The sequence below is a fragment of the Dietzia lutea genome (assembly GCF_003096075.1).
GTDB classification, from domain to species: domain Bacteria; phylum Actinomycetota; class Actinomycetes; order Mycobacteriales; family Mycobacteriaceae; genus Dietzia; species Dietzia lutea.
Window position 1 is genome coordinate 1,549,601 of record NZ_CP015449.1, and the last position, 20,644, is coordinate 1,570,244.

Here is a 20,644-nt window from a genome sequence, read left to right on the forward strand (position 1 = left end):
CCCCGGTGGTGGGCTTCCGGCAGACTGGGAGTCGTGAACTCCAAGGATCTGACGTCACTGCCCACCATGGGGGAGGTGCTCCGGACCGCCACCGGACACGAGCCTGACCAGCGCGGCCACTGGGGGCCGTTCGGGGGCCGTTACGTTCCCGAGGCGCTGATGGCGGTCGTAGACGAGGTGACCGACGCCTACGCCAAGGCCCGCGCGGACGAGGAGTACCTCGACCAGCTCGACCGGCTACAGAAGCATTATTCGGGTCGGCCGTCCCCTCTGTACGAGGCCACGCGGTTCGGTGAGGAGATCGGCGCCCGGGTCTTCCTCAAGCGCGAGGACCTCAACCACACCGGCTCGCACAAGATCAACAACGTGCTCGGTCAGGCGCTGCTCGCCCAGCGGATGGGTAAGAACCGCGTGATCGCGGAGACCGGCGCCGGTCAGCACGGGGTGGCCACCGCCACCGCGTGTGCGTTGCTGGGGTTGGAGTGCAAGATCTACATGGGCGCGGTGGACGTGCGTCGTCAGGCGCTCAACGTCGCCCGGATGCGTCTGCTCGGCGCGGAGGTCGAGGCCGTGGAGATCGGCTCGGCCACCCTCAAGGACGCGATCAACGAGGCGATGCGGGACTGGGTCGCACACGCCGACGACACCTATTACGCGTTCGGCACCGCAGCCGGGCCGCACCCGTTCCCGACGATGGTCCGCGACTTCCAGCGGGTCGTCGGTGCCGAGGCGCGGATGCAGATCCTCGAGCAGGCGGGACGGCTGCCGGACGCCGCGGTCGCGTGCGTCGGCGGTGGTTCCAACGCGATCGGTCTGTTTCACCCGTTCATCGAGGACGAGTCCGTGCGCCTCGTCGGCTGCGAGGCCGGCGGCGACGGCGTGGACACCGGGCGCACCGCGGCGACCGTCAACGCCGGCAGGCCCGGCGTGTTCCAGGGTTCTTACGCCCACCTCATGCAGGACGAGGACGGTCAGACGATCGAGTCGCATTCCATCTCCGCCGGCCTGGACTACCCGGGCGTCGGGCCGGAGCACTCGCGGCTGTCCGAGATCGGTCGCGGAGAGTACCGGCCGATCACCGACACGCAGGCCATGGACGCCTTCGCGCAGTTGTGCCGTACGGAGGGCATCATCCCGGCCATCGAATCCGCGCACGCGGTCGCGGGAGCGGCCCAGCTCGCCGCCGAGGGGGTCGGCCTGATCCTGGTCAACGTCTCCGGCCGCGGGGACAAGGACGTCGACACCGCTGCGCGGTGGTTCGGGTTGTTGGGCGGTGGTGAACCGGCGGAGGCCGGGGTGGATTCGAGTCAGGGCGCCGACGACGGCGAGGGTGCGTACGCGGACGGGGGAGTCGAGGGATGAGCGTTCTCAGTGACGTGTTCGAGCGGTGCCGGACGGAGAACCGGGCCGCGCTCATCGGCTACTACCCGGCCGGCTACCCGACCCTCGAGGGCTCGATCGAGGCCGTCCGGACGATGGTCGAGGGCGGCTGCGACATCATCGAGGTCGGGATCCCGTACTCCGACCCCATGATGGACGGCCCCACCATCCAGGCCGCCGCCGACACCGCCCTCGGGGCGGGATTCCGGGTGGCGGACACCTTCGACGTGGTCCGCGCGGTCGCCGACGCCGGCGCGGTGCCCGTGGTGATGACCTACTGGAATCCGGTGCTGCAATACGGGGTCGACCGGTTCGCCGCCGATCTCGCGGCGGCCGGCGGCACCGGCGTCATCACTCCCGACCTCATCCCCGACGAGGCGGACGACTGGATCGCCGCCTCCGACGCACACGGCATCGACCGGGTCTTCCTCGTGGCCCCGTCGTCCACCCCGGAACGACTGGCGATGACGCTGTCGCGCACGGGCGGCTTCGTCTACGTCCAGGCGGTGATGGGTGTGACCGGTGCGCGGGACGTGGTCTCCGACGCGCCACGCACGCTCACCGGACGCGTGCGCGAGATCTCGGGTCTGGCCTGTGGTGTGGGCCTGGGCGTGCGCAACGGCGACCAGGCCGCTGAGATCGCGTCCTACGCCGACGGCGTCATCGTCGGTTCGGCGCTCATCACGGCGGCGACCGAGGGGCCGGACGCGCTCAGGCGTCTGACGGCGGAGCTGGCCGAGGGTGTCCGCCGCCGCGGGGTGCGGTCGTGATCCCGAGCCCTCCCCAGGGCGTGTGGGAGATCGGCCCGTTCCCGCTGCGCGCCTACGCGTTGTGGATCATCCTCGGCATCGTCATCGCCGTCTGGTGGGGCGAGAAGCGCTGGGTCGCGCGTGGTGGGCGGGCGGGCGTCGTGCTCGACACCGCGCTGTGGGCGATCCCGTTCGGGCTCGTCGGCGGGCGCATCTACCACGTGGCCACCGACTGGTACCGCTACTTCGGTGAGGGCCGCAACCCGATCGACGCGCTGAAGATCTGGGACGGCGGCCTGGGCATCTGGGGTGCAGTCGCGTTCGGTGCACTCGGGGCCTACATCGGTCTGCGGCAGCAGGGGATCCGGGCCCTGGGCGCACTCGGGGACTCGATCGCGCCGGGCATCGTCCTCGCGCAGGGCATCGGCCGTCTCGGCAACTACTTCAACCAGGAGCTCTACGGCCGCGAGACCGACGTGCCGTGGGCCCTGGAGATCTACCAGCGCTACGACGAGGCGTACGGCTACTCGGAGACCATCGGGCGTTCCACCGGCCAGGTGCTGGCGACGGTGCACCCCACGTTCCTCTACGAGCTGCTGTGGAACGTGCTCGTGGCGATCACACTGGTGGTGATCGACCGCCGATTCAGGCTGGGGCATGGCCGACTCTTCGCCCTCTACGTGGCGTTGTACTGCTTCGGCCGGTTCTGGGTCGAGTTGCTGCGCTCCGACGCCGCCACCGAGGTGTTCGGCCTGCGGATCAACACGATCGTGTCGCTGGTCGTCATGATCGCCGCGCTGCTGTACTTCTGGCGCGCCCGCCGCGGCCGCGAGGACCCCTCCGAGCTGCGCGCTCCCCGCGATCCCGTGGACGAGTCGGTGGAGGACGGGCCGACGGACGCACCCCCGTTGGCCGGTCGTTGACGTCGGGTTAACCGGCCCGCCGGCCGAGGGGACTAGATTGGGTCGGGTGAATCGTCGTACCAAGATCGTCTGCACCCTGGGTCCCGCCGTCGCCTCGGAGGCCGGCATCCGTGAGCTGGTCGACGCGGGGATGGATGTCGCCCGCCTCAACTTCAGTCACGGAGAACATGCCGACCACGAGGCCAACTACAAGTGGGTCCGCAAGGCCTCCGACGAGTCCGGACGCGCGGTCGGCGTGCTCGCGGACCTCCAGGGCCCCAAGATCAGGCTCGGCCGGTTCATCGAGGGCCGGCACGAGTGGGCGGAGGGCGACCACGTCGTCATCACCGTCGCGGACGTCGAGGGCACCAAAGACCGCGTCTCCACCACGTACAAGGGTCTGGCCGCCGACGCGCGTCCGGGCGACCGCCTGCTCGTGGACGACGGGAACATCGGCCTCACCGTCGAGCGGGTCGAGGGTGACGACGTGCGCTGCGTCGTCACCGAGGGCGGCACCGTGTCCAACAACAAGGGCGTCTCGTTGCCGGGCATGAACGTCTCCGTGCCCGCGCTGAGCGAGAAGGACATCGCCGACCTGAGGTTCGCCCTCGGTCTGGGCGTCGACTTCATCGCGTTGTCCTTCGTGCGGTCCCCCGCGGATGTCGACCTCGTGCACGAGGTGATGGACGAGGTGGGGATCCACGTCCCCGTCATCGCCAAGCTCGAGAAGCCCGAGGCCGTCAAGAACCTCGAGTCCATCGTGCTGGCGTTCGACGCCATCATGGTGGCGCGCGGCGACCTGGGCGTCGAGCTGCCGCTGCAGGAGGTCCCGCTGGTCCAGAAGCGGGCCATCCAGATCGCCCGCGAGAACGCCAAGCCGGTCATCGTGGCCACGCAGATGCTCGAGTCGATGATCACCAACTCGCGGCCCACGAGAGCGGAGGCCTCCGACGTGGCCAACGCGGTGCTCGACGGGGCGGACGCGGTCATGCTCTCCGGCGAGACGTCTGTGGGCAAGTACCCCATCGACGCCGTGCGGACGATGTCCTCCATCGCCTTGGCGGTGGAGTCGGATTCGACCGCCGCCCCCGACCTGGTCCACATCCCGCGCACCAAGCGCGGCGTGATCTCGTACTCGGCGCGCGAGATCGGTGAGCGGCTCGGCGCCAAGGCGCTCGTCGCGGTCACCTCTACCGGTGACACGGTCCGGCGTCTCGCCCGCCTGCACAGTCATCTCCCGCTCATCGCCATCACCGGCGATCCGCGCATCCGCAGTCAGCTGGCGCTGACGTGGGGCACCGAGACCTTCCTCACCGACCGCGTCACCGAGACGGCGGAGCTGGTGAAGGTCACCGACGAACTCCTGCTCCCGGTCGAGGGGTACAACGAGGACGACCTCATCGTGATCGTCGCCGGCAACGTGCCGGGGGTGGAGGGATCGACCAACTTCATCCTCGTGCACCGGATCGGCGAAGCCGACCACTGAGCAGGGCGGAGCGCGGTCGTCGACCGCCCGTAGTCACCATCTGATAACACCCGGAAGCGCCGGTGAGCACCCCCGCTCACCGGCGCTTTCGGGTGAGTTCGTGCTTTTGACGTGACAGCGTCGAGATAATTCTGTTACCTTCTTGGAGGCCACCGGGGAAGCCGGTCGGCTCACCGCTCAGCCCCTCCAGACTCCGAGGTTTCCCCTGATGTCCGACGCCACTCGCATCACCTTCGCCGAGCTCGCAGACCGACTCGGCGTCGAGGGTTCCGGCGCGACCGCCGGTCGCCACCGCGCAGCCCGTTCCTCCAACGCCGTCGGCCGCCTCGTCGCCGGCACCGTCGCCGGTGCGGCCCTCACGGGAGGCGCGGCGCTCGCCGCCGCCCCCGCCGCGTCCGCGCAGTCCGCCGAGATCGGCGTGGACCAGCTCACCGAGATGGCGCAGGGCGTCGTCCAGGGCATCGGCCTCACGCCCGAGCAGCTGCGCGAGTACGCGATCGACCCGGCAATGTTCGGTTCGCTCGGTATCCCGGCCGCCGGTGGTGCGCACGCCCCGACGTTCGGCCCGATCACCTCCGGCTTCGGCCCGCGCTGGGGAACGTTCCACAACGGCACGGATTTCGGCGCCCCGATCGGCACCCCGATGTTCGCCGCCAAGTCGGGCACCGTCGTGGCGGCCGGGCCGGCGTCCGGGTACGGCCTGTGGATCCGCATCCAGACCGACGACGGCCACCTCCTCGAGTACGGCCACAACGACCAGAACTACGTCTCCGTGGGCCAGCGGGTCAACGCCGGCCAGATCATCGGGACGGTCGGCAACCGTGGCTACTCCACCGGGCCGCACCTGCACTTCGGTGTCCGGAACCCGGCCGGCCAGTGGATCGATCCCGTGCCGTGGTTGCGCGCCAACGGCATCGCGGTCTGATCGCGAGGACCTCGCCGTCTGACCGGGGCATCCCCGCTCGCGCACGCACCTGCGCCCCGTCTCCCCTGAAGGAGGCGGGGCGCATCGCTTTGTGCGGCCGGGCCCCGTGCGCTTCTGACAGAGTGGGTGGGTAGTAACCACATCTAGTCGAGAGGCGATCCATGTCGCAGACCGTGAAGGGCGTCATCGCCCGTAGTAAGGGCGCCGAGGTCGAACTGGTCGACGTCGTCGTTCCCGATCCGGGCCCCAACGATGTCATCGTGCGGGTGCAGGCGTGCGGCGTCTGCCATACCGATCTGGCGTACCGTGACGGCGGCATCAACGACGAGTATCCGTTCCTCCTGGGTCACGAGGCCGCCGGTGTCGTCGAGACCGTCGGGGAGCGCGTCACGCACGTGGCCGAGGGTGACTACGTCGTCCTCAACTGGCGCGCGGTGTGTGGCGAGTGCCGTGCGTGCAAGCGCGGGCAGCTCGAGTACTGCTTCAACACTCATAACGCGTCGAAGCCGATGACCCTCACTGACGGCACCGAGCTCACGCCCGCACTTGGTATCGGGGCGTTCATCGACAAGACGCTGGTCCACGAGGGCCAGTGCACGAAGGTCGATCCGTCGGCCGACCCGGCGGTCGCCGGTCTGCTCGGCTGCGGCGTGATGGCCGGCATCGGTGCCGCGATCAACACCGGCAGGGTCACCCGCGGTCAGTCCGTGGCCGTGATCGGGTGCGGCGGTGTGGGCGTCGCCGCGATCGCGGGCGCGCGACTCGCCGGGGCCTCCGAGATCATCGCGGTGGACATCGACGACACCAAGCTCGAGTGGGCCAAGGACTTCGGGGCGACCCACACGGTCAACTCGACCTCCACCGACCCCGTCGCCGCGATCCAGGAGCTCACCGGTGGCTTCGGTGCCGATGTGGTGATCGACGCGGTCGGCCGGCCCGAGACGTACGAGCAGGCGTTCTACGCCCGCGACCTCGCCGGCACGGTCGTCCTCGTGGGAGTTCCCACGCCGGAGATGCGCCTGGAGCTCCCGCTGCTGGACTTCTTCGGCCGCGGCGGGTCCCTCAAGTCCTCCTGGTACGGCGACTGCCTGCCCGAGAGGGATTTCCCGATGCTCGTCGACCTGCATCTGCAGGGTCGACTGCCGCTGGAGAAGTTCGTCTCCGAGCGGATCGGCATCGACGCCGTCGAGGCGGCGTTCGACGCCATGAAGTCCGGTTCCGTACTGCGATCGGTGGTGACGTTGTGAGTGAGACCTACACCAGTGCCGGCTACGCCGGCGGGCTGCATATAGAGAAGGTCGTCACGAGCGGGATCTTCGCTCTCGACGGCGGCGAATGGGAGGTGGACAACAACATCTGGATCCTCGGGGACGACTCCGAGGTGTTCGTGATCGACGCGGCCCACACGGCCCAGCCGATCATCGACGCGGTCGGGGGGCGGAAGGTCAAGGGCATCCTGTGCTCGCACGCCCACAACGACCACATCACCGTGGCGCCGGAGCTGTCCGAGAAGCTCGACGCCCCGATCCTCGTCCACCCGGGTGACCAGATGCTGTGGGACGAGACGCATCCCGACGTGTCCCACGGTGAGCTGCAGGACGGTCAGCGGTTCGAGATCGCCGGCACCCGCGTCGAGGTGATGAACACCCCCGGGCATTCGCCGGGCTCGTGCGTGTTCCACGTTCCCGAGGCGGGTGTCCTGTTCTCGGGCGACACACTGTTCTCGGGCGGGCCGGGCGCCACCGGCCGCTCCTACTCGGACTTCCCGACGATCATCACCTCCATCCGCGAGCGGATCCTCACGCTCCCCGCGGAGACCCTCGTGCACACCGGTCACGGTGACGGCACGAAGGTCGGCGACGAGTCCCCGCACCTCGAGGAATGGATCAAGCGCGGGCACTGATACCCGGCGCAGACCAGCCGGCCCGCGGCGGCCCGTCCGGTGAGACGCCGGGCGGTGCCGTCGCGGGCCGGTTCCGTCCCGGCGGGCCGCTACGGACCGCCGGCATCGGGCAGGATGGGAAAGGTCCGACGCGCCCACCGGGCGCCACCTTCGCGACCGCGACGGGTGCGAGAGGGTCGGACCCACGAGGAGGAGTCACCGACATGGCCAGGGTCACCGCCACCAACACCATCGTCATCGAGGCACCGGTCGATGCCGTGACCACGGCGATCGCCGACTATGCGCAGGTCCGGCCGCGGATCCAGCCCGAACAGTTCAGCGCCTACCGCCTGATCGAGGGCGGGCAGGGCCACGGCACCGTCGCGGCCTGGAACCTGCAGGCGACGAAGAAGCGCAACCGCGACGTCAAGGCGACCGTGACGGTGGACGACGCGGGCGCGCACTGGTCGCTCGTGGAGAAGGACGAGAACTCGTCCATGGCCACCACGTACACCGTCCGCGAGGCGACGGGCGGCTCGCTCGTCGAGATGACCACGTCCTGGGACGGTGCCGGGGGAGTGGGTGGGTTCTTCGAGCGGACCTTTGCGCCTGCCGGTCTCAAGCGCATCCAGCACCAGCTGTTGACCAACCTCAAGTCCGACGTCGAGGGATAGCTTCCCGTTCCGGTGCTGAACGTCGTAGCGTTCCGGCCGCGGTGCGGAACGCCGTGGCGTGGTGGTGCCCCCGGTCGGACTCGAACCGACACTGGACGGGTTTTGAATCCGTTGCCTCTGCCAATTGGGCTACGGGGGCGAGCGCGGCGAGCCGCTGGTCGGTGAGTCTAACCGACGACCGATGAGCGCCTGTCCGACGCCCGTCCTAGAGTGGCCGTGTGAGCACCACGAGCCAGACCACAGACGCCAGCACGGACGCCAGCACGGACGCCAGCGCAGAAGCCGGCGCCGAACCCGCGACCGGGCCCGGCCCCGCCACCCGGGGCGCCGCGGGGGACGGCCCCACCCGACTCCTGCTCCTGGACGGGCACTCGCTGGCGTTCCGTGCGTTCTACGCGCTACCGGCGGAGAACTTCTCCACCGCGTCCGGTCAACACACCAACGCCGTCTACGGTTTCCTGTCGATGGTGGCCAACCTCGTCACCGAGGAGGAGCCCACCCACCTCGCCGTGGCGTTCGACGTCTCACGGGCCACGCTGCACCGCACGGCCGAGTACCCCGAGTACAAGTCGACCCGCTCGGCCGCCCCGGAGGAGTTCAAGGGGCAGATCGAGCTCATCCAGGAGGCGCTCGCCGCCCTCGGGGTGCGGACGCTCTCGCTCGAGGGACACGAGGCCGACGACATCATCGCCACCCTCGCGACGGGCGCCACGGACTCGGGCGACGCCCGGATCCTCATCTGCACCGGCGACCGCGACGCGCTGCAGCTCGTCTCCGACGCCGTCACCGTGCTCTACCCGGTCAAGGGAGTCTCGGAGCTCGCGCGCTTCACGCCCGAGGCGGTCGAGGCGAAGTACGGCGTCACCCCGGCCCAGTACCCGGACGTCGCCGCGCTGCGGGGGGACAACTCCGACAACCTGCCGGGGGTGCCGAAGGTCGGCGACAAGACCGCCGCCAAGTGGATCACCCAGTACGGCAGCCTGTCCGAGCTCATCGCGCACGCGGACGAGATCAAGGGCAAGGTGGGGGAGAGCTTCCGCGACCACCTCCCGCAGGTCCAGCTCAACCGCCGCATCACCGAGCTCACCCGGGACCTGGACCTGGGCGTCGAGCTCACCGACCTCGTCCGGTCCACCCCGGAGCGCGGCGATGTCAACGCGCTGTTCGACCGGTTGGAGTTCGGGCCCCAGGCCCGCGACCGCTTCCTGTCGGCCTTCCTGCCCGAGGGCACCCCGGAGTCCGCCGCCGAGGTCGAGCTCGAGCAGGCGTCGCTCCTGCACGCCGGCGAGGTCTCCGACTGGCTCGCAGCCCACGCGCCGGCCGGGCAGCGGCACGGCCTCGTCGTCGTCGGCCCCTCCCGGCCCGGCGCCGGTGACGCGCAGACCATCACCATCGCCGCCGCGGGCGGCGCCTCCGCCCACCTCGACCTCGCGGCGATCGGCCCCGACGACGAGCAGGCCCTCCAGGGCTGGCTCGGTGACGACGCCGTCCACAAGGCGGTCCACGACGCCAAGGCCGCCACCCACGCGCTGATGGGACGCGACCTACGCCTCGGCGGCGTCACGATGGACGTGGCGCTGGCGGCGTACCTCGTCCGCCCGGGGCAGCGCAGCTACGGCCTCGCCGAGCTGTTCCAGCGTCACCTGCGTCGCGAACTCCCGGAGGCGGAGGCGGCGGAGAAGCAGCTGTCGCTCCTCGACGAGGTCGACGACGCCGAAGCCGCACAGAAGGCCGCCGACGCCGCCGCGACCCGCGCCCGCGCGGTGGTCGACCTCGCCGAGCGGCTCGACGTGGAGCTGGAGCAGGTGCACGGTGCCACCCTCATGGCGGAGATGGAGCTGCCGCTCGTGCCGGTGCTCGCACGGATGGAGTCCATCGGCATCGCGGTCGACGCCTCCGCACTGGACGGGCTGCGTGACGACTTCGCCGACCGTGGGCGGCAGGCGGCCGAGGCCGCGTACGCCGCGATCGGGGGCGAGCAGATCAACCTCGGCTCGCCCAAGCAGCTCCAGGTGGTCCTGTTCGAGACCCTCGGGATGCCCAAGACAAAGAAGACCAAGACCGGGTACACCACCGACGCCAAGGCGCTCGAGGAACTGCTCGCCAAGGAGACGGGCGACACGGCGGGGAGAGCCTTCCTCGAGGCACTGCTCCTGCACCGTGAGACGACGAAGATGCGCACGACCGTCGAGGGGCTCATCAAGACCATCGGCGACGACCGACGCATCCACACCACCTTCAACCAGACCGTCGCCGCCACCGGCCGCCTGTCCTCCACCGACCCCAACCTGCAGAACATCCCCGTGCGCACCGAGGACGGCCGGCGCATCCGCGGCTCGTTCGTCGTGGGTGAGGGGTACGACTGCCTGCTCACCGCCGACTACAGCCAGATCGAGATGCGCGTGATGGCGCACCTGTCCGGCGACGCCGGCCTCATCGAGGCCTTCCGCACCGGCGAGGACCTGCACTCGTTCGTCGGGTCCCGGGCGTTCGGCGTCCCGATCGACCAGGTCACTCCGGAGCTGCGGCGCCGCGTCAAGGCCATGAGCTACGGCCTGGCCTACGGGCTCAGCGCCTTCGGCCTCGCCGCCCAACTCGGTATCGGCCAGGGCGAGGCGCGCGAGCAGATGGAGGCGTACTTCTCCCGCTTCGGCGGGGTCCGCGACTACCTCCGGGCGGTCGTCGAGCAGGCCCGGAAGGACGGGTACACCGAGACCCTCTTCGGTCGTCGGCGCTACCTCCCCGAGCTCAATTCGGACAACCGGCTCAAGCGCGAGAACGCCGAGCGTGCCGCCCTCAACGCGCCGATCCAGGGGACCGCCGCCGACATCATCAAGGCCGCGATGCTCAAGGTCGACGCCGACCTCACCGCACGGGGACTGAAGAGTCGCCTGCTCCTCCAGGTACACGACGAGCTCGTGCTCGAAGTGGCGCCCGGCGAACTGGACGAGGTCCGCGACCTGGTGGTGGACCGCATGTACTCCGCGATCGAACTGGACGTGCCGCTGGACGTGTCGACCGGCACCGGTCCGAACTGGGACTCCGCCGCCCACTGACCGGGCCGGGCCGGGTGGGGGCGGCCGGCGCGACGGCGTCGCTGCGCGGCGGAGATCACTGTGCCCGAACAGGTCGATTGGTTTTGAGCCGGTCCCCGTATGCCCTAGGTTCATTGCAGATTCGGCTTCCCGACGCCTGAAAGGGCACCCACATGACCCTCACCTCACGGCGCGGCCTGCGTGCCGCCCTGGCCATGACCGCCACCGCAGCCCTCGCCCTGACCGGCTGCACCACCAACACCGAGGGCCCGCAGGATTCCGGGGAGCCCCGCGAGGAGGTGTCGCTGGAGGCCGACGAGGCGATCGCCGCGCTCGTCCCCGCCGAGGTCCGCGACAAGGGCGTCATCGTGATCGGCACCAACCCGCCCTACGCCCCCAACGAGTTCAAGGACGAGAACGGCGAGATCGTCGGCTTCGACATCGACGTGATGACCGCCGCCGCCCAGCTCATGGGCCTTCGCGCCGAATTCCGCGAGTCGGACTTCGACCGGATCATCCCGGCGATCGAGGGCGGCACCATGGACATGGGTGCCTCCTCCTTCACCGTCAACGACGAGCGCCTCAAGACCGTCGACTTCGTGACCTACTTCGAGGCCGGGATCCAGTGGGCGTCGGCCGCCGGCAACGACGTGGACCCCGACGACGCCTGCGGGCTCAGCGTGGCCGTCCAGCAGACCACCGTCTCCGACCAGGAGGACGTGCCCGCCCGCAGCGAGGCCTGTGTCGCCGCCGGCAAGCCCGCGATCGAGAAGGTCCAGTTCGATTCCCAGGACGAGGCCTCCACGGCCGTGGCGCTGGGCAAGGTCGACGCGATGTCCGCCGATTCGCCGATCACCGCGTACGCCGTCAAGCAGTCCGAGGGCAAGATGCAGCTCGCCGGCGACGTCTTCGACGCTGCTCCCTACGGATGGCCGGTGCGTAAGGGCTCCGAGCTGACCGCGGCCCTCGAGGCCGCCGCCGACAAGCTGATCGAGACCGGCGACTTCGAGAAGATCGCCCAGAACTGGGGCGTCGAGGACGGCATGATCGACGACGCCGAGATCCGGAAGGGCTGAGGGATCGCCAGGTGAGCACCGCGGAGAGGGGGGCCGAGGCCCCCGCGGCGGACGCCCCGGAACCCATCAAGGCCGTACCGCTACGGCACCCGTGGCGCTGGGTGTCGGCGACGATCGTCCTCGTTCTGGTCTTCCTGTTCGTCTGGGGCGCGGCGACCAACCCGGCCTACGGCTGGGACACGTACGCCCGCTACCTGTTCGACACCAGGTTCGGGATGGCCGTGTTCTACACCATCGCGCTGACCGTGCTGTCGATGATCCTGGCCGTGATCCTCGGAGTCATCCTCTCGGTCATGAGGATGAGCGCCAACCCGGTACTCAAAGCCGTGGCGTGGGTCTATCTGTGGATCTTCCGCGGCACCCCCGTCTACGTCCAGCTGCTGTTCTGGGGACTGATCTTCACCATCTACCGACAGGTGCAGTTCGGCATCCCCTTCACCGACCTCCAGTTCATCCGGTTCGACGACACCATGGTCCTGTACTCGGCCTTCTGGTTGGCCGTGGTGGGCCTGGCCATGAACGAGGCCGCCTACATGGCCGAGATCGTGCGGGCCGGCATCTCGTCCGTGCCGGAAGGCCAGGCCGAGGCGTCCACAGCCCTCGGCATGACGTGGGGCCAGACCATGCGGCGCACGATCCTGCCCCAGGCGATGCGCGTGATCATCCCGCCGACGGGCAACGAGCTCATCTCCATGCTCAAGACCACCTCGCTCGTCGTGGCGATCCCGTTCTCCGGGGAGTTGTACGGTCAGGCGCGCGACATCTCGGGCGTCAACTTCCAGCCGATCCCGCTGCTGCTGGTCGCGGCCACGTGGTACCTCGTCGTCACCAGCGTCCTCATGGTGGGACAGCACTTCCTCGAGAAGAGGTTCTCGCGCGGCGCCACCCGCCAGCTCACCGGCAAGCAACTGCGCGCGCTCGCCGACGCGGACGGTCTCACGCCGTCCTCCCTCGCCGCGGCCGAGGCCGCCGACCCGTCCGGAGGCAGGCGATGACGCCGATGGTCAAGGCCGACCAAGTGGTCAAGAACTTCGGTTCCCTGCAGGTGCTCAAGGGAATCACCCTGGAGGTGGCCGCGGGCGAGGTGTTGTGCCTGGTCGGCCCCTCGGGCTCGGGGAAGTCCACCTTCCTGCGCTGCATCAACCACCTCGAGAAGGTCGACGCCGGTCGGCTCTACGTGGACGGCGACCTGGTGGGCTACCGCGAGAAAGGCGATAAGCTCTACGAGATCTCGCCCGCGCAGGCGGCCCGCCAGCGCCGCGACATCGGGATGGTCTTCCAGCACTTCAACCTGTTCCTGCACCGCACCGCGCTCGAGAACGTCATCGAAGCACCGATGCTGGTGAAGGGCCAGTCGCGGGAGCAAGCCACCGAGCGTGCCCGCGAACTGCTCGACATGGTCGGGCTCGCCGCCAAGGCCGACGCCTATCCGGCGCAGCTCTCCGGTGGGCAGCAGCAGCGCGTCGCGATCGCCCGTGCACTCGCCATGGACCCCAAGCTCATGCTCTTCGACGAGCCCACCTCGGCGCTCGACCCGGAGCTCGTCGGTGAGGTGCTCGGCGTGATGCGGGAGCTCGCCGACGCGGGGATGACCATGGTCGTGGTCACCCACGAGATGGGTTTCGCGCGCGAGGTCGCCGACACCGTCGCCTTCATGGACAACGGCGTCGTCGTGGAAGCCGGCAAGCCCGCCGACGTGCTCGCCAGGCCGACCCACCAGCGCACCAGGGACTTCCTGTCGAAGATCCTCTGAGCGCACGCGGCACCCGCCGGTCGGGATGACCGCGGCCGGCGGGTGTCACGGCAGGGCGGCCACGAAGATCGCGGTGCCGGGGAAGATGCCGCCCCGCAGCGGGCTCCACTGCCCCCACTCCCGGTCGAGCCACTCCGGCCACTCCGGCTCGATGAGGTCCTGAACCACGAACCCGGCGGCGACCAACTCGCGGATCCGGTCACCCACCGTCCTGTGGTGTTCGACGTAGGACAGCTCGCCGTCGTCGTCATACTCGGTGTACGGCGAGCGGTCGAAGTACGGGAACACGGCCCGCAGACCGTCGGGGCCCGGATCGTCCCGGAAGATCCACCGCATCGGGTGGTTGACCGAGAACACGAACCGCCCGCCCGGGCGCAGCACCCGCGCCGCCTCCGCCATCACGCCCGCCGAGTCCGCCACGAAGGGGATCGCGCCGAACGCCGAGAACGCCACGTCGAAACTCGCGTCGGCGAACGGGAGCCGCCCGGCGTCGGCCTGGATCAGCGGCACGGACGCCGCCGGGCCGGACGAGCGGCTCGCCGCCTCCGCGCCCACCCGGAGCATGCCCTCCGACAGGTCCACGGCCACGGCGCGGGCGCCCTGCCCGGCGATCCACCGCGCGCACGGTGCGGAACCGCACCCGATCTCCAACACATCGCGGCCCGCGACGTCCCCGAGCAGATGCCAGTCGCCCTCGTGCAGGCCCTCGGGGCACCAGATGAACTCGCCGTCGGGGGAGTGGGCGCCGAGGAAGTCGCCGTGTCGCTCGTGGTAGTCCGAGGCCTCGGAGTCCCACCACGAGCGGGAGGCTCGGACCGACTCTCCATGTCCGGGGGGGTTTGTGGACGTCACGGCAGAAGCGTACAGTTGACGGTCGCGTGCGTACGCGTTCGCGTTCAGTCCGTCCACCTACGATTCCTATCCACCTCGGAGCACCCCACCCTATGACCACCAACGCCACGTCCCCGCAGGTAGCCGTCAACGACATCGGCTCCGCTGAGGACTTCCTCGCCGCCATCGACGCCACGATCAAGTACTTCAACGATGGTGACATCGTCGAGGGCACGATCGTCAAGGTCGACCGCGACGAGGTCCTGCTCGACATCGGCTACAAGACCGAGGGCGTCATCCCCTCGCGCGAACTCTCCATCAAGCACGATGTCGACCCGGGCGAGGTCGTCGAGGTGGGCGACGAGGTCGAGGCCCTGGTCCTGACCAAGGAGGACAAAGACGGCCGCCTGATCCTGTCCAAGAAGCGCGCCCAGTACGAGCGTGCCTGGGGCACCATCGAGGAGCTCAAGGAGAAGGACGAGGCCGTCAAGGGCACCGTTATCGAGGTCGTCAAGGGCGGCCTCATCCTCGACATCGGCCTCCGTGGCTTCCTCCCCGCCTCGCTGGTGGAGATGCGCCGCGTCCGCGACCTGCTGCCGTACGTCGGCCAGGAGCTCGAGGCCAAGATCATCGAGCTGGACAAGAACCGCAACAACGTCGTTCTCTCGCGTCGTGCGTGGCTGGAGCAGACCCAGTCCGCCGTGCGTTCCGAGTTCCTGCACCAGCTGCAGAAGGGCCAGGTCCGCAAGGGCGTCGTGTCCTCGATCGTCAACTTCGGTGCGTTCGTCGACCTCGGCGGCGTCGACGGTCTCGTCCACGTCTCCGAGCTGTCCTGGAAGCACATCGACCACCCGTCCGAGGTCGTCGAGGTGGGCCAGGAGGTCACCGTCGAGGTGCTCGACGTCGACCTGGACCGCGAGCGCGTCTCCCTGTCGCTGAAGGCCACCCAGGAGGATCCGTGGCGGCACTTCGCCCGGACCCACGCGATCGGCCAGATCGTCCCGGGCAAGGTCACCAAGCTCGTCCCGTTCGGTGCGTTCGTGCGCGTCGAGGAGGGCATCGAGGGCCTGGTCCACATCTCCGAGCTGGCCGAGCGCCACGTGGAGGTCCCCGACCAGGTCGTCTCCGTGGGCGACGACGCCATGGTCAAGGTCATCGACATCGACCTCGACCGTCGTCGTATCTCCCTGTCGCTCAAGCAGGCCGACGAGGACTACACGGAGGAGTTCGACCCGTCGAAGTATGGCATGGCCGACAGCTACGACGAGGCCGGCAACTACATCTTCCCCGAGGGCTTCGATCCCGAGACCAACGAGTGGCTCGAGGGCTTCGAGAAGCAGCGCGAGGAGTGGGAGAACCGCTACGCGGAGGCCGAGCGTCGCCACAAGATGCACACGGCCCAGATCGAGAAGGGTCGCGCCGCCGCCGCGGAGGCCGCCGAGGCCGCGCCGACCAACTACTCGTCGGAGTCCGCCCCGTCCTCGCGTCCGGCTGCCGACGCCGGCACCTCCGAGACCACCGGCGGTTCGCTGGCCTCGGACGAGCAGCTGGCCGCCCTGCGCGCCAAGCTCGCCGGCGGCGAGTGATCGTCGCAGCCTGACGGCGCCCCGGGCGCGCGAGAGCACCGGCCCCGGAGGGTCGCCCACCACGGTGGGTGCCCTCCGGGGCCGCGGTCTATTTCGCGAGCCCGGGTCCGCCCGCCCGGATTCGCCCGCCCAGACGGGTGGCCGGACGGTCACCTAGACTGCAGACCATGCTGATGGTGGGTCTGACCGGCGGTATCGGCGCCGGCAAGTCGACGGTGACGGCGGTACTCGCGGACGCGGGAGCGGTGATCGTGGACGCCGACCGCATCGCGCGCGAGGTCGTCGAACCCGGCAGTCCCGGATTGGCGATGCTCGTCGCCGAGTTCGGCGAGGACATCCTCGGTCCCGACGGTGCGCTCGACCGCGCAGCCCTCGCCGCGAAGGCGTTCGTCGACGCCGAACGGACGGCCGCGCTCAACGCCATCACCCACCCGCTCATCGGGGAGCGGACCGCGGAGCTCTTCGGCTCGGCCCCCGCGGACTCGGTCGTGGTGCACGACATGCCGCTGCTCGTCGAGGGCGGGATGGCTTCCGGCTATCACCTGGTGATCGTGGTCGACACCCCGGCCGAGATGCGGCTCCGGCGACTCGTGGAGCAGCGCGGGATGCCGGAGGAGGACGCCCGCGCGCGGATGGCCAGGCAGGCGACCGACGAGGCCAGGCGAGCCGTGGCCGACGTCCTGATCGACAACTCCGGGGACCGGCAGACGACCATCGATCTGACCAACGCCCTCATCGAGCTCCGGCTGAACCCGTTCGAGCACAATCTGCGCACCGGCACGCCGGTCGTCGGAGACCGTACCGTCGTCCCGTTCCGCCCCGAGTGGGCCGGCGAGGCGGAGCGCGCGTGCGCCCGGCTCCGCCACGTGGTGGGCGAGATCGCCACGCGGATCGACCACGTCGGGCCCACGGCGGTCGACGGACTCGACGCTCCGGACGTCATCGATCTGCAGGTCACGGTGCGCGATGCGCCGGCGGTCGAGGCCGCGCTCGCCAAGCTCACCGGCGCGGGTTATGTCCGCGACCGTTCCAGCGAGCAGCCGTTGTTGCACTGGTGTGACCCCGCGCGCCCACTGGAGGTGTCCGTGGTCGCCGAGGACGACCCGGAGCACGAGTTCGCGTTGTTGATGGCCGAGGTGATCGGTGCCGATCCCGGTGCCCGCGCCGAGTACTCCGAGATCCTGGGCCGAGCGAACCGCGAGGAGACGCGCCGCTTCGAGCGCACGCTGTGCGAGGCCTCGCGCCGCGGCCGCTAGGCCGGCGGCGCGAGCCCCCGAGGCGGCCCGGTCACTCGGTGGGGACGACCCCGTCCACGAGCTCGGAGACCGGCACCTGACGGACGACCTCCGTCTCCGGCGGCGCAGGGGCCACGCCTCGTGCGGAGCGGGAGCGGTCGGGGAACACCTCTGGTAGCCGGGTGCGCACGAGGAAGACGTTGTAAGCGTTCCAGGTGGTGACGAGGTAGTACAGGTCCTCGCCCTGGGCCCACGGATGCATGAACGCCCCGTACACGCCGGGCAGCAACGAGTAGTCCACCAGCGTGGTCGGGGCGCTCCACGGCCCCTCGGGGCGGCCTGCGGTGCGAAGGACCACCGAGTCGTAGCCCTGGGCGTACATCGCCGTGTACTTGCCGAGATGCTCGTTCCACATGGTGGAGATCTCGCTGGCCGGGGCGGGCAGGACGCGTCGGGCCGCGCGGATGTCCGACACCCACTCCGTGCCGTCCCAGTACTCGTAGGCGCCGGGGTCGAGCACGCCCGCGGTCGGCGGGGCGCCGGGGGCTTCGAGGTCGTCGGCGGCCGGGGAGCCGTCGAGGGGGGCCCGGGCGACGATCGCGCCGCCCTGGCGTCCGGAGGGCGTGAGGTACTCGTAGAGGTGCTCGTCGGTGGTGAGGAACGAGCTCATCTGCGCGCCCCGCCACGCGGCGTCGACACCGGGTGCCCCTGCGCCCGTCGGCACTATGTCGGTGATCGGCCGGGCCATCGAGGGCGCGACGGTCCAGTTCTCGCCGTCGTCGGTGGAGTAGGCCAGGCCGGAGTAGTTGGTGGTCCACGACCCCGGCTGGCCCCAGTGCGCCACCGACATGAACCGCAGGTACTGGACGCCGTTCACGGCGATGCCCGCGGTGGGGATGATGGTCACCTCACCGGGCAGCCCCGAGCGCGGCACGATGGATTTGGCGAGCCCGTCGGTGCCCATGGCGGCGGAATCGATGGTGATGCCGTCGGTGAGGTCGGTGTCCGCCGATCGGAACAGGACGTTCGACCGCCACTGGGTCCCGGGGACGGTGCAGTCGCCCATCGTGTCGCCGAAGGCCATGAGCATCCGGGGCGCGTCGGGGTCGCCGTTGTCCCACATGATGCCGAGGTCGGTACCGCCCACGCCGAAGCGGCTGAGGGACTCGGAGGGGCTGGTGGGACCGGTGACGAGTTGCTCGAACCGGGTGGGGCCGCGCAGGACGGGCACCGTGCCCTCCTCGCCGATGATCCACGGCGGCATCCCGTAGACCGAGCCGACCATGGGGTCGAGGGAGCCCGACAGCCCGTTGCCGAGCGAGCCGGCCTCCAGCTCGCGGACGAGTGACCCGGAGCGGTCGGCCGAGCCGAGCGCGCGCGAGGTGGAGCCGATCGACCCGGAATCGCCGGACGACCCGAGGGAGCCGAGAGACCCGGTGGCCATCCCGGCGCCGGTGCGGTGCTCGAGAAGGGACCCGAAGTTGCCGAACATCTCGCTGCACGGTCCCGCCGAGGCGATCCCGGCACCGAGGGTGCCGACGGTGGTGACCGAGGCGGCGAGCGTGACGGAGGCAGCGGTGATAGCCCCCGCGAGGCGGGGGAGGGAGCGGGTCATGTCAGGCCCCCGGGAGGGAGCGGCGCTCGACGAGCACGGTCTCGCCGGTGTCGGCGGGATCCGGGGTGTTGCGGGTCCAGCTGTCGTCGGTCGTGCGCATCCTGGCGTTGGGGTTCGGGACGTTCCGCGGCGGGATGTCGGACAGGTCCGTCCGCATGAGGAAGACGTTGTAGGCGTCCCACGTGGACATCGTGTAGTAGAGGTCCTCGCCGTCGGTCTCGACGGCGGGGCTCCACGGGTGCACGAAGGCGCCGTAGAGGGTGGGGACCTGGCTGTACGAGACGACGATGTCCTCGCCCGACCACGGGCCCCACGGGGTCTCGGCCTGCGCCATGACGATGTTGTTCTGGCGGTTGTTGTACAGCGCGATGAATCGGTCGAGGTGTTCGCTGTAGGTGACGGACAGCTCGCTCACGGCGGTGTTGACGGTCGGCGCTCCGAGGACCGGGCGGGCGTCGCGGTGCTCGTCGGACCAGCCGGTGCCGGTCCAGTACTCGTAGGCGTCCATGTCCTCGATATCGGCCTCGGGGACCCGGGCGAGGCGCGCGGATCCGCTGCGGCCCGACGGCGTGAGGTACTCGTAGATGAAGCCCTCATGCTTGAGAAAGGCGCTCATCTGCCCGTCGGTGTGGCGGGTGAACTCCTCGCCGAGCTCGGCGGGCAGGGGCATCGGCGCGGTGCCGCGGCGGGCGGTGCCGGAGACGGGCTGCCAGTTGTCGCCGTTGTCCGCCGACCGGGCGAGCGCGGAGTAGTTGGTGGTCCACTCGCCGGGCGTGCCCCAGCGCTCCACGGACATGTACCGCAGGTACTGGACGCCGCCCACCTCGACGCCGGCGGTCGGGATCACGGTGGTCTCACCGGGCATGTTCGACCGGGGGAGGATCGACTTGGCCATTCCCGTTCGTTCCATCGGAGCGTTGTCTATCCGCATACCGTCGTGCAGCGTGCGGTCGCCCGAGCGGAAGAGGATGTTGCTGCGCCACTGGTCGCCCGGCTCGTCGCAGTCGCCCATGGTGTCGCCGAGGGCCATGTGCACCTGGTCCTCGCCGCCCGCGCCGCCGTTCTCCCACATGATCCCGAGGTCGGTGCCCCAGATGCCGAAGCGCTCGACCGTGTTGTTGGGGCTGGTGGGCCCGGTGAGGAGCTCGACGGTGGTGGTGCGGCCCTCGAGCACCGGGATGTAGCCGGACCCGCCGTCGTGCCAGGGGGTCGCCGGGCGCCCGGGTGCGCCGATCGAGCCGCCGGAGGAGCCGCCGAGGGAACCGCTCCCGCCGCCGATGCCGGCCGGGGGCCACGGGTCACACGGCGCGGCGGACGCGACGGGCGCGAGGAGGGAGAGCGTCCCGGCCGCGAGCGATGCGGTGGTCACCGCGGCCAGGGACCGGGCGCCTCGGTGGCGGGGACCACGAGCAGGGGTACGACGACGAGGGGGGCTCCAGGCCACGGTGTTTCTCCAGACGACATGACGAGAGGGTGAGGAAGCGTCAAGAGTACGGTAGTTGTCGCCTGTGACAT

The 20,644-nt window shown here is 70.1% G+C and carries 17 protein-coding genes and 1 tRNA gene; 14 read left to right on the forward strand and 4 right to left on the reverse strand.

Translation table 11 applies throughout. The features are described 5' to 3' along the window. Nucleotides 1-66: 66 nt before the first annotated feature. The 8 genes from trpB to A6035_RS07040 all read left to right on the forward strand — a co-directional run bounded on the left by trpB (nucleotide 67) and on the right by A6035_RS07040 (nucleotide 7,998). Nucleotides 67-1,362: a tryptophan synthase subunit beta gene (trpB, locus tag A6035_RS07005; RefSeq protein WP_108849129.1), complete on the forward strand. Its 1,296-nt coding sequence runs from the start codon at nucleotides 67-69 to the stop codon at nucleotides 1,360-1,362. Beyond that, entirely contained in the window at nucleotides 1,359-2,150 is a 792-nt protein-coding gene (trpA, locus tag A6035_RS07010) for a tryptophan synthase subunit alpha (protein ID WP_108847192.1), read from the forward strand. The genes trpB and trpA overlap by 4 nt, the downstream gene beginning before the upstream one ends. Then, complete coding sequence (gene lgt / locus A6035_RS07015; protein WP_108847193.1) at nucleotides 2,147-3,052, forward strand: prolipoprotein diacylglyceryl transferase; 906 nt, start codon at nucleotides 2,147-2,149, stop codon at nucleotides 3,050-3,052. The genes trpA and lgt overlap by 4 nt, the downstream gene beginning before the upstream one ends. Nucleotides 3,053-3,098: 46 nt before the next feature. Next, a complete protein-coding gene (pyk, locus tag A6035_RS07020; protein ID WP_108847194.1) occupies nucleotides 3,099-4,517 on the forward strand; it encodes a pyruvate kinase in 1,419 nt (472 codons plus the stop codon). A gap of 208 nt (nucleotides 4,518-4,725) precedes the next feature. Then, a complete protein-coding gene (locus A6035_RS07025) occupies nucleotides 4,726-5,442 on the forward strand; it encodes a M23 family metallopeptidase (protein ID WP_108847195.1) in 717 nt (238 codons plus the stop codon). A gap of 161 nt (nucleotides 5,443-5,603) precedes the next feature. After that, nucleotides 5,604-6,689 (forward strand): S-(hydroxymethyl)mycothiol dehydrogenase, encoded by a 1,086-nt coding sequence (locus A6035_RS07030; protein ID WP_108847196.1) that lies wholly within the window; start codon nucleotides 5,604-5,606, stop codon nucleotides 6,687-6,689. Then, nucleotides 6,686-7,345 carry an MBL fold metallo-hydrolase gene (locus tag A6035_RS07035; protein ID WP_108847197.1) on the forward strand — a complete coding sequence of 220 codons (660 nt, stop codon included), beginning with the start codon at nucleotides 6,686-6,688 and terminating at the stop codon, nucleotides 7,343-7,345. The genes A6035_RS07030 and A6035_RS07035 overlap by 4 nt, the downstream gene beginning before the upstream one ends. 203 nt (nucleotides 7,346-7,548) lie before the next feature. Next, nucleotides 7,549-7,998, forward strand: coding sequence for an SRPBCC family protein (locus A6035_RS07040; RefSeq protein WP_108847198.1), 450 nt, complete (start codon nucleotides 7,549-7,551; stop codon nucleotides 7,996-7,998). Between the two features lie 62 nt (nucleotides 7,999-8,060). Here A6035_RS07040 and A6035_RS07045 read toward each other — a convergent pair. Next, nucleotides 8,061-8,137, reverse strand: a tRNA-Leu gene (locus A6035_RS07045). 79 nt (nucleotides 8,138-8,216) lie between these two features. Between A6035_RS07045 and polA the strand changes: the two genes are divergently transcribed. From polA to A6035_RS07065, 4 genes are all read left to right on the forward strand, one after another. Beyond that, nucleotides 8,217-11,054, forward strand: coding sequence for a DNA polymerase I (gene polA, locus A6035_RS07050; RefSeq protein WP_108847199.1), 2,838 nt, complete (start codon nucleotides 8,217-8,219; stop codon nucleotides 11,052-11,054). A gap of 152 nt (nucleotides 11,055-11,206) precedes the next feature. Further along, nucleotides 11,207-12,109, forward strand: a complete 903-nt coding sequence (locus A6035_RS07055) for an ABC transporter substrate-binding protein (RefSeq protein ID WP_108847200.1) — start codon at nucleotides 11,207-11,209, stop codon at nucleotides 12,107-12,109. Nucleotides 12,110-12,120: 11 nt separating this feature from the next. Continuing rightward, nucleotides 12,121-13,104, forward strand: a complete 984-nt coding sequence (locus A6035_RS07060; protein ID WP_108847201.1) for an amino acid ABC transporter permease — start codon at nucleotides 12,121-12,123, stop codon at nucleotides 13,102-13,104. Then, the gene (locus A6035_RS07065) at nucleotides 13,101-13,862 is read left to right on the forward strand and encodes an amino acid ABC transporter ATP-binding protein (protein WP_108847202.1); all 762 of its coding nucleotides are present in this window, start codon (nucleotides 13,101-13,103) and stop codon (nucleotides 13,860-13,862) included. The genes A6035_RS07060 and A6035_RS07065 overlap by 4 nt, the downstream gene beginning before the upstream one ends. A 45-nt stretch (nucleotides 13,863-13,907) precedes the next feature. Here the strand turns inward: A6035_RS07065 and A6035_RS07070 are convergent, their stop codons facing one another. Beyond that, nucleotides 13,908-14,714, reverse strand: coding sequence for a class I SAM-dependent methyltransferase (locus tag A6035_RS07070; RefSeq protein ID WP_235026625.1), 807 nt, complete (start codon nucleotides 14,712-14,714; stop codon nucleotides 13,908-13,910). Between the two features lie 92 nt (nucleotides 14,715-14,806). Between A6035_RS07070 and rpsA the strand changes: the two genes are divergently transcribed. After that, the gene (gene rpsA / locus A6035_RS07075) at nucleotides 14,807-16,279 is read left to right on the forward strand and encodes a 30S ribosomal protein S1 (RefSeq protein WP_108847204.1); all 1,473 of its coding nucleotides are present in this window, start codon (nucleotides 14,807-14,809) and stop codon (nucleotides 16,277-16,279) included. Between the two features lie 167 nt (nucleotides 16,280-16,446). Beyond that, nucleotides 16,447-17,535 carry a dephospho-CoA kinase gene (gene coaE, locus A6035_RS07080; RefSeq protein ID WP_108847205.1) on the forward strand — a complete coding sequence of 363 codons (1,089 nt, stop codon included), beginning with the start codon at nucleotides 16,447-16,449 and terminating at the stop codon, nucleotides 17,533-17,535. 31 nt (nucleotides 17,536-17,566) lie between these two features. Here the strand turns inward: coaE and A6035_RS07085 are convergent, their stop codons facing one another. Then, on the reverse strand, nucleotides 17,567-19,129 hold the full coding sequence (locus A6035_RS07085) for a DUF4185 domain-containing protein (RefSeq protein ID WP_108847206.1): 1,563 nt from the start codon (nucleotides 19,127-19,129) through the stop codon (nucleotides 17,567-17,569). Between the two features lies 1 nt (nucleotide 19,130). Continuing rightward, entirely contained in the window at nucleotides 19,131-20,498 is a 1,368-nt protein-coding gene (locus tag A6035_RS07090) for a DUF4185 domain-containing protein (RefSeq protein ID WP_108847207.1), read from the reverse strand. Between the last annotated feature and the right edge of the window lie 146 nt (nucleotides 20,499-20,644).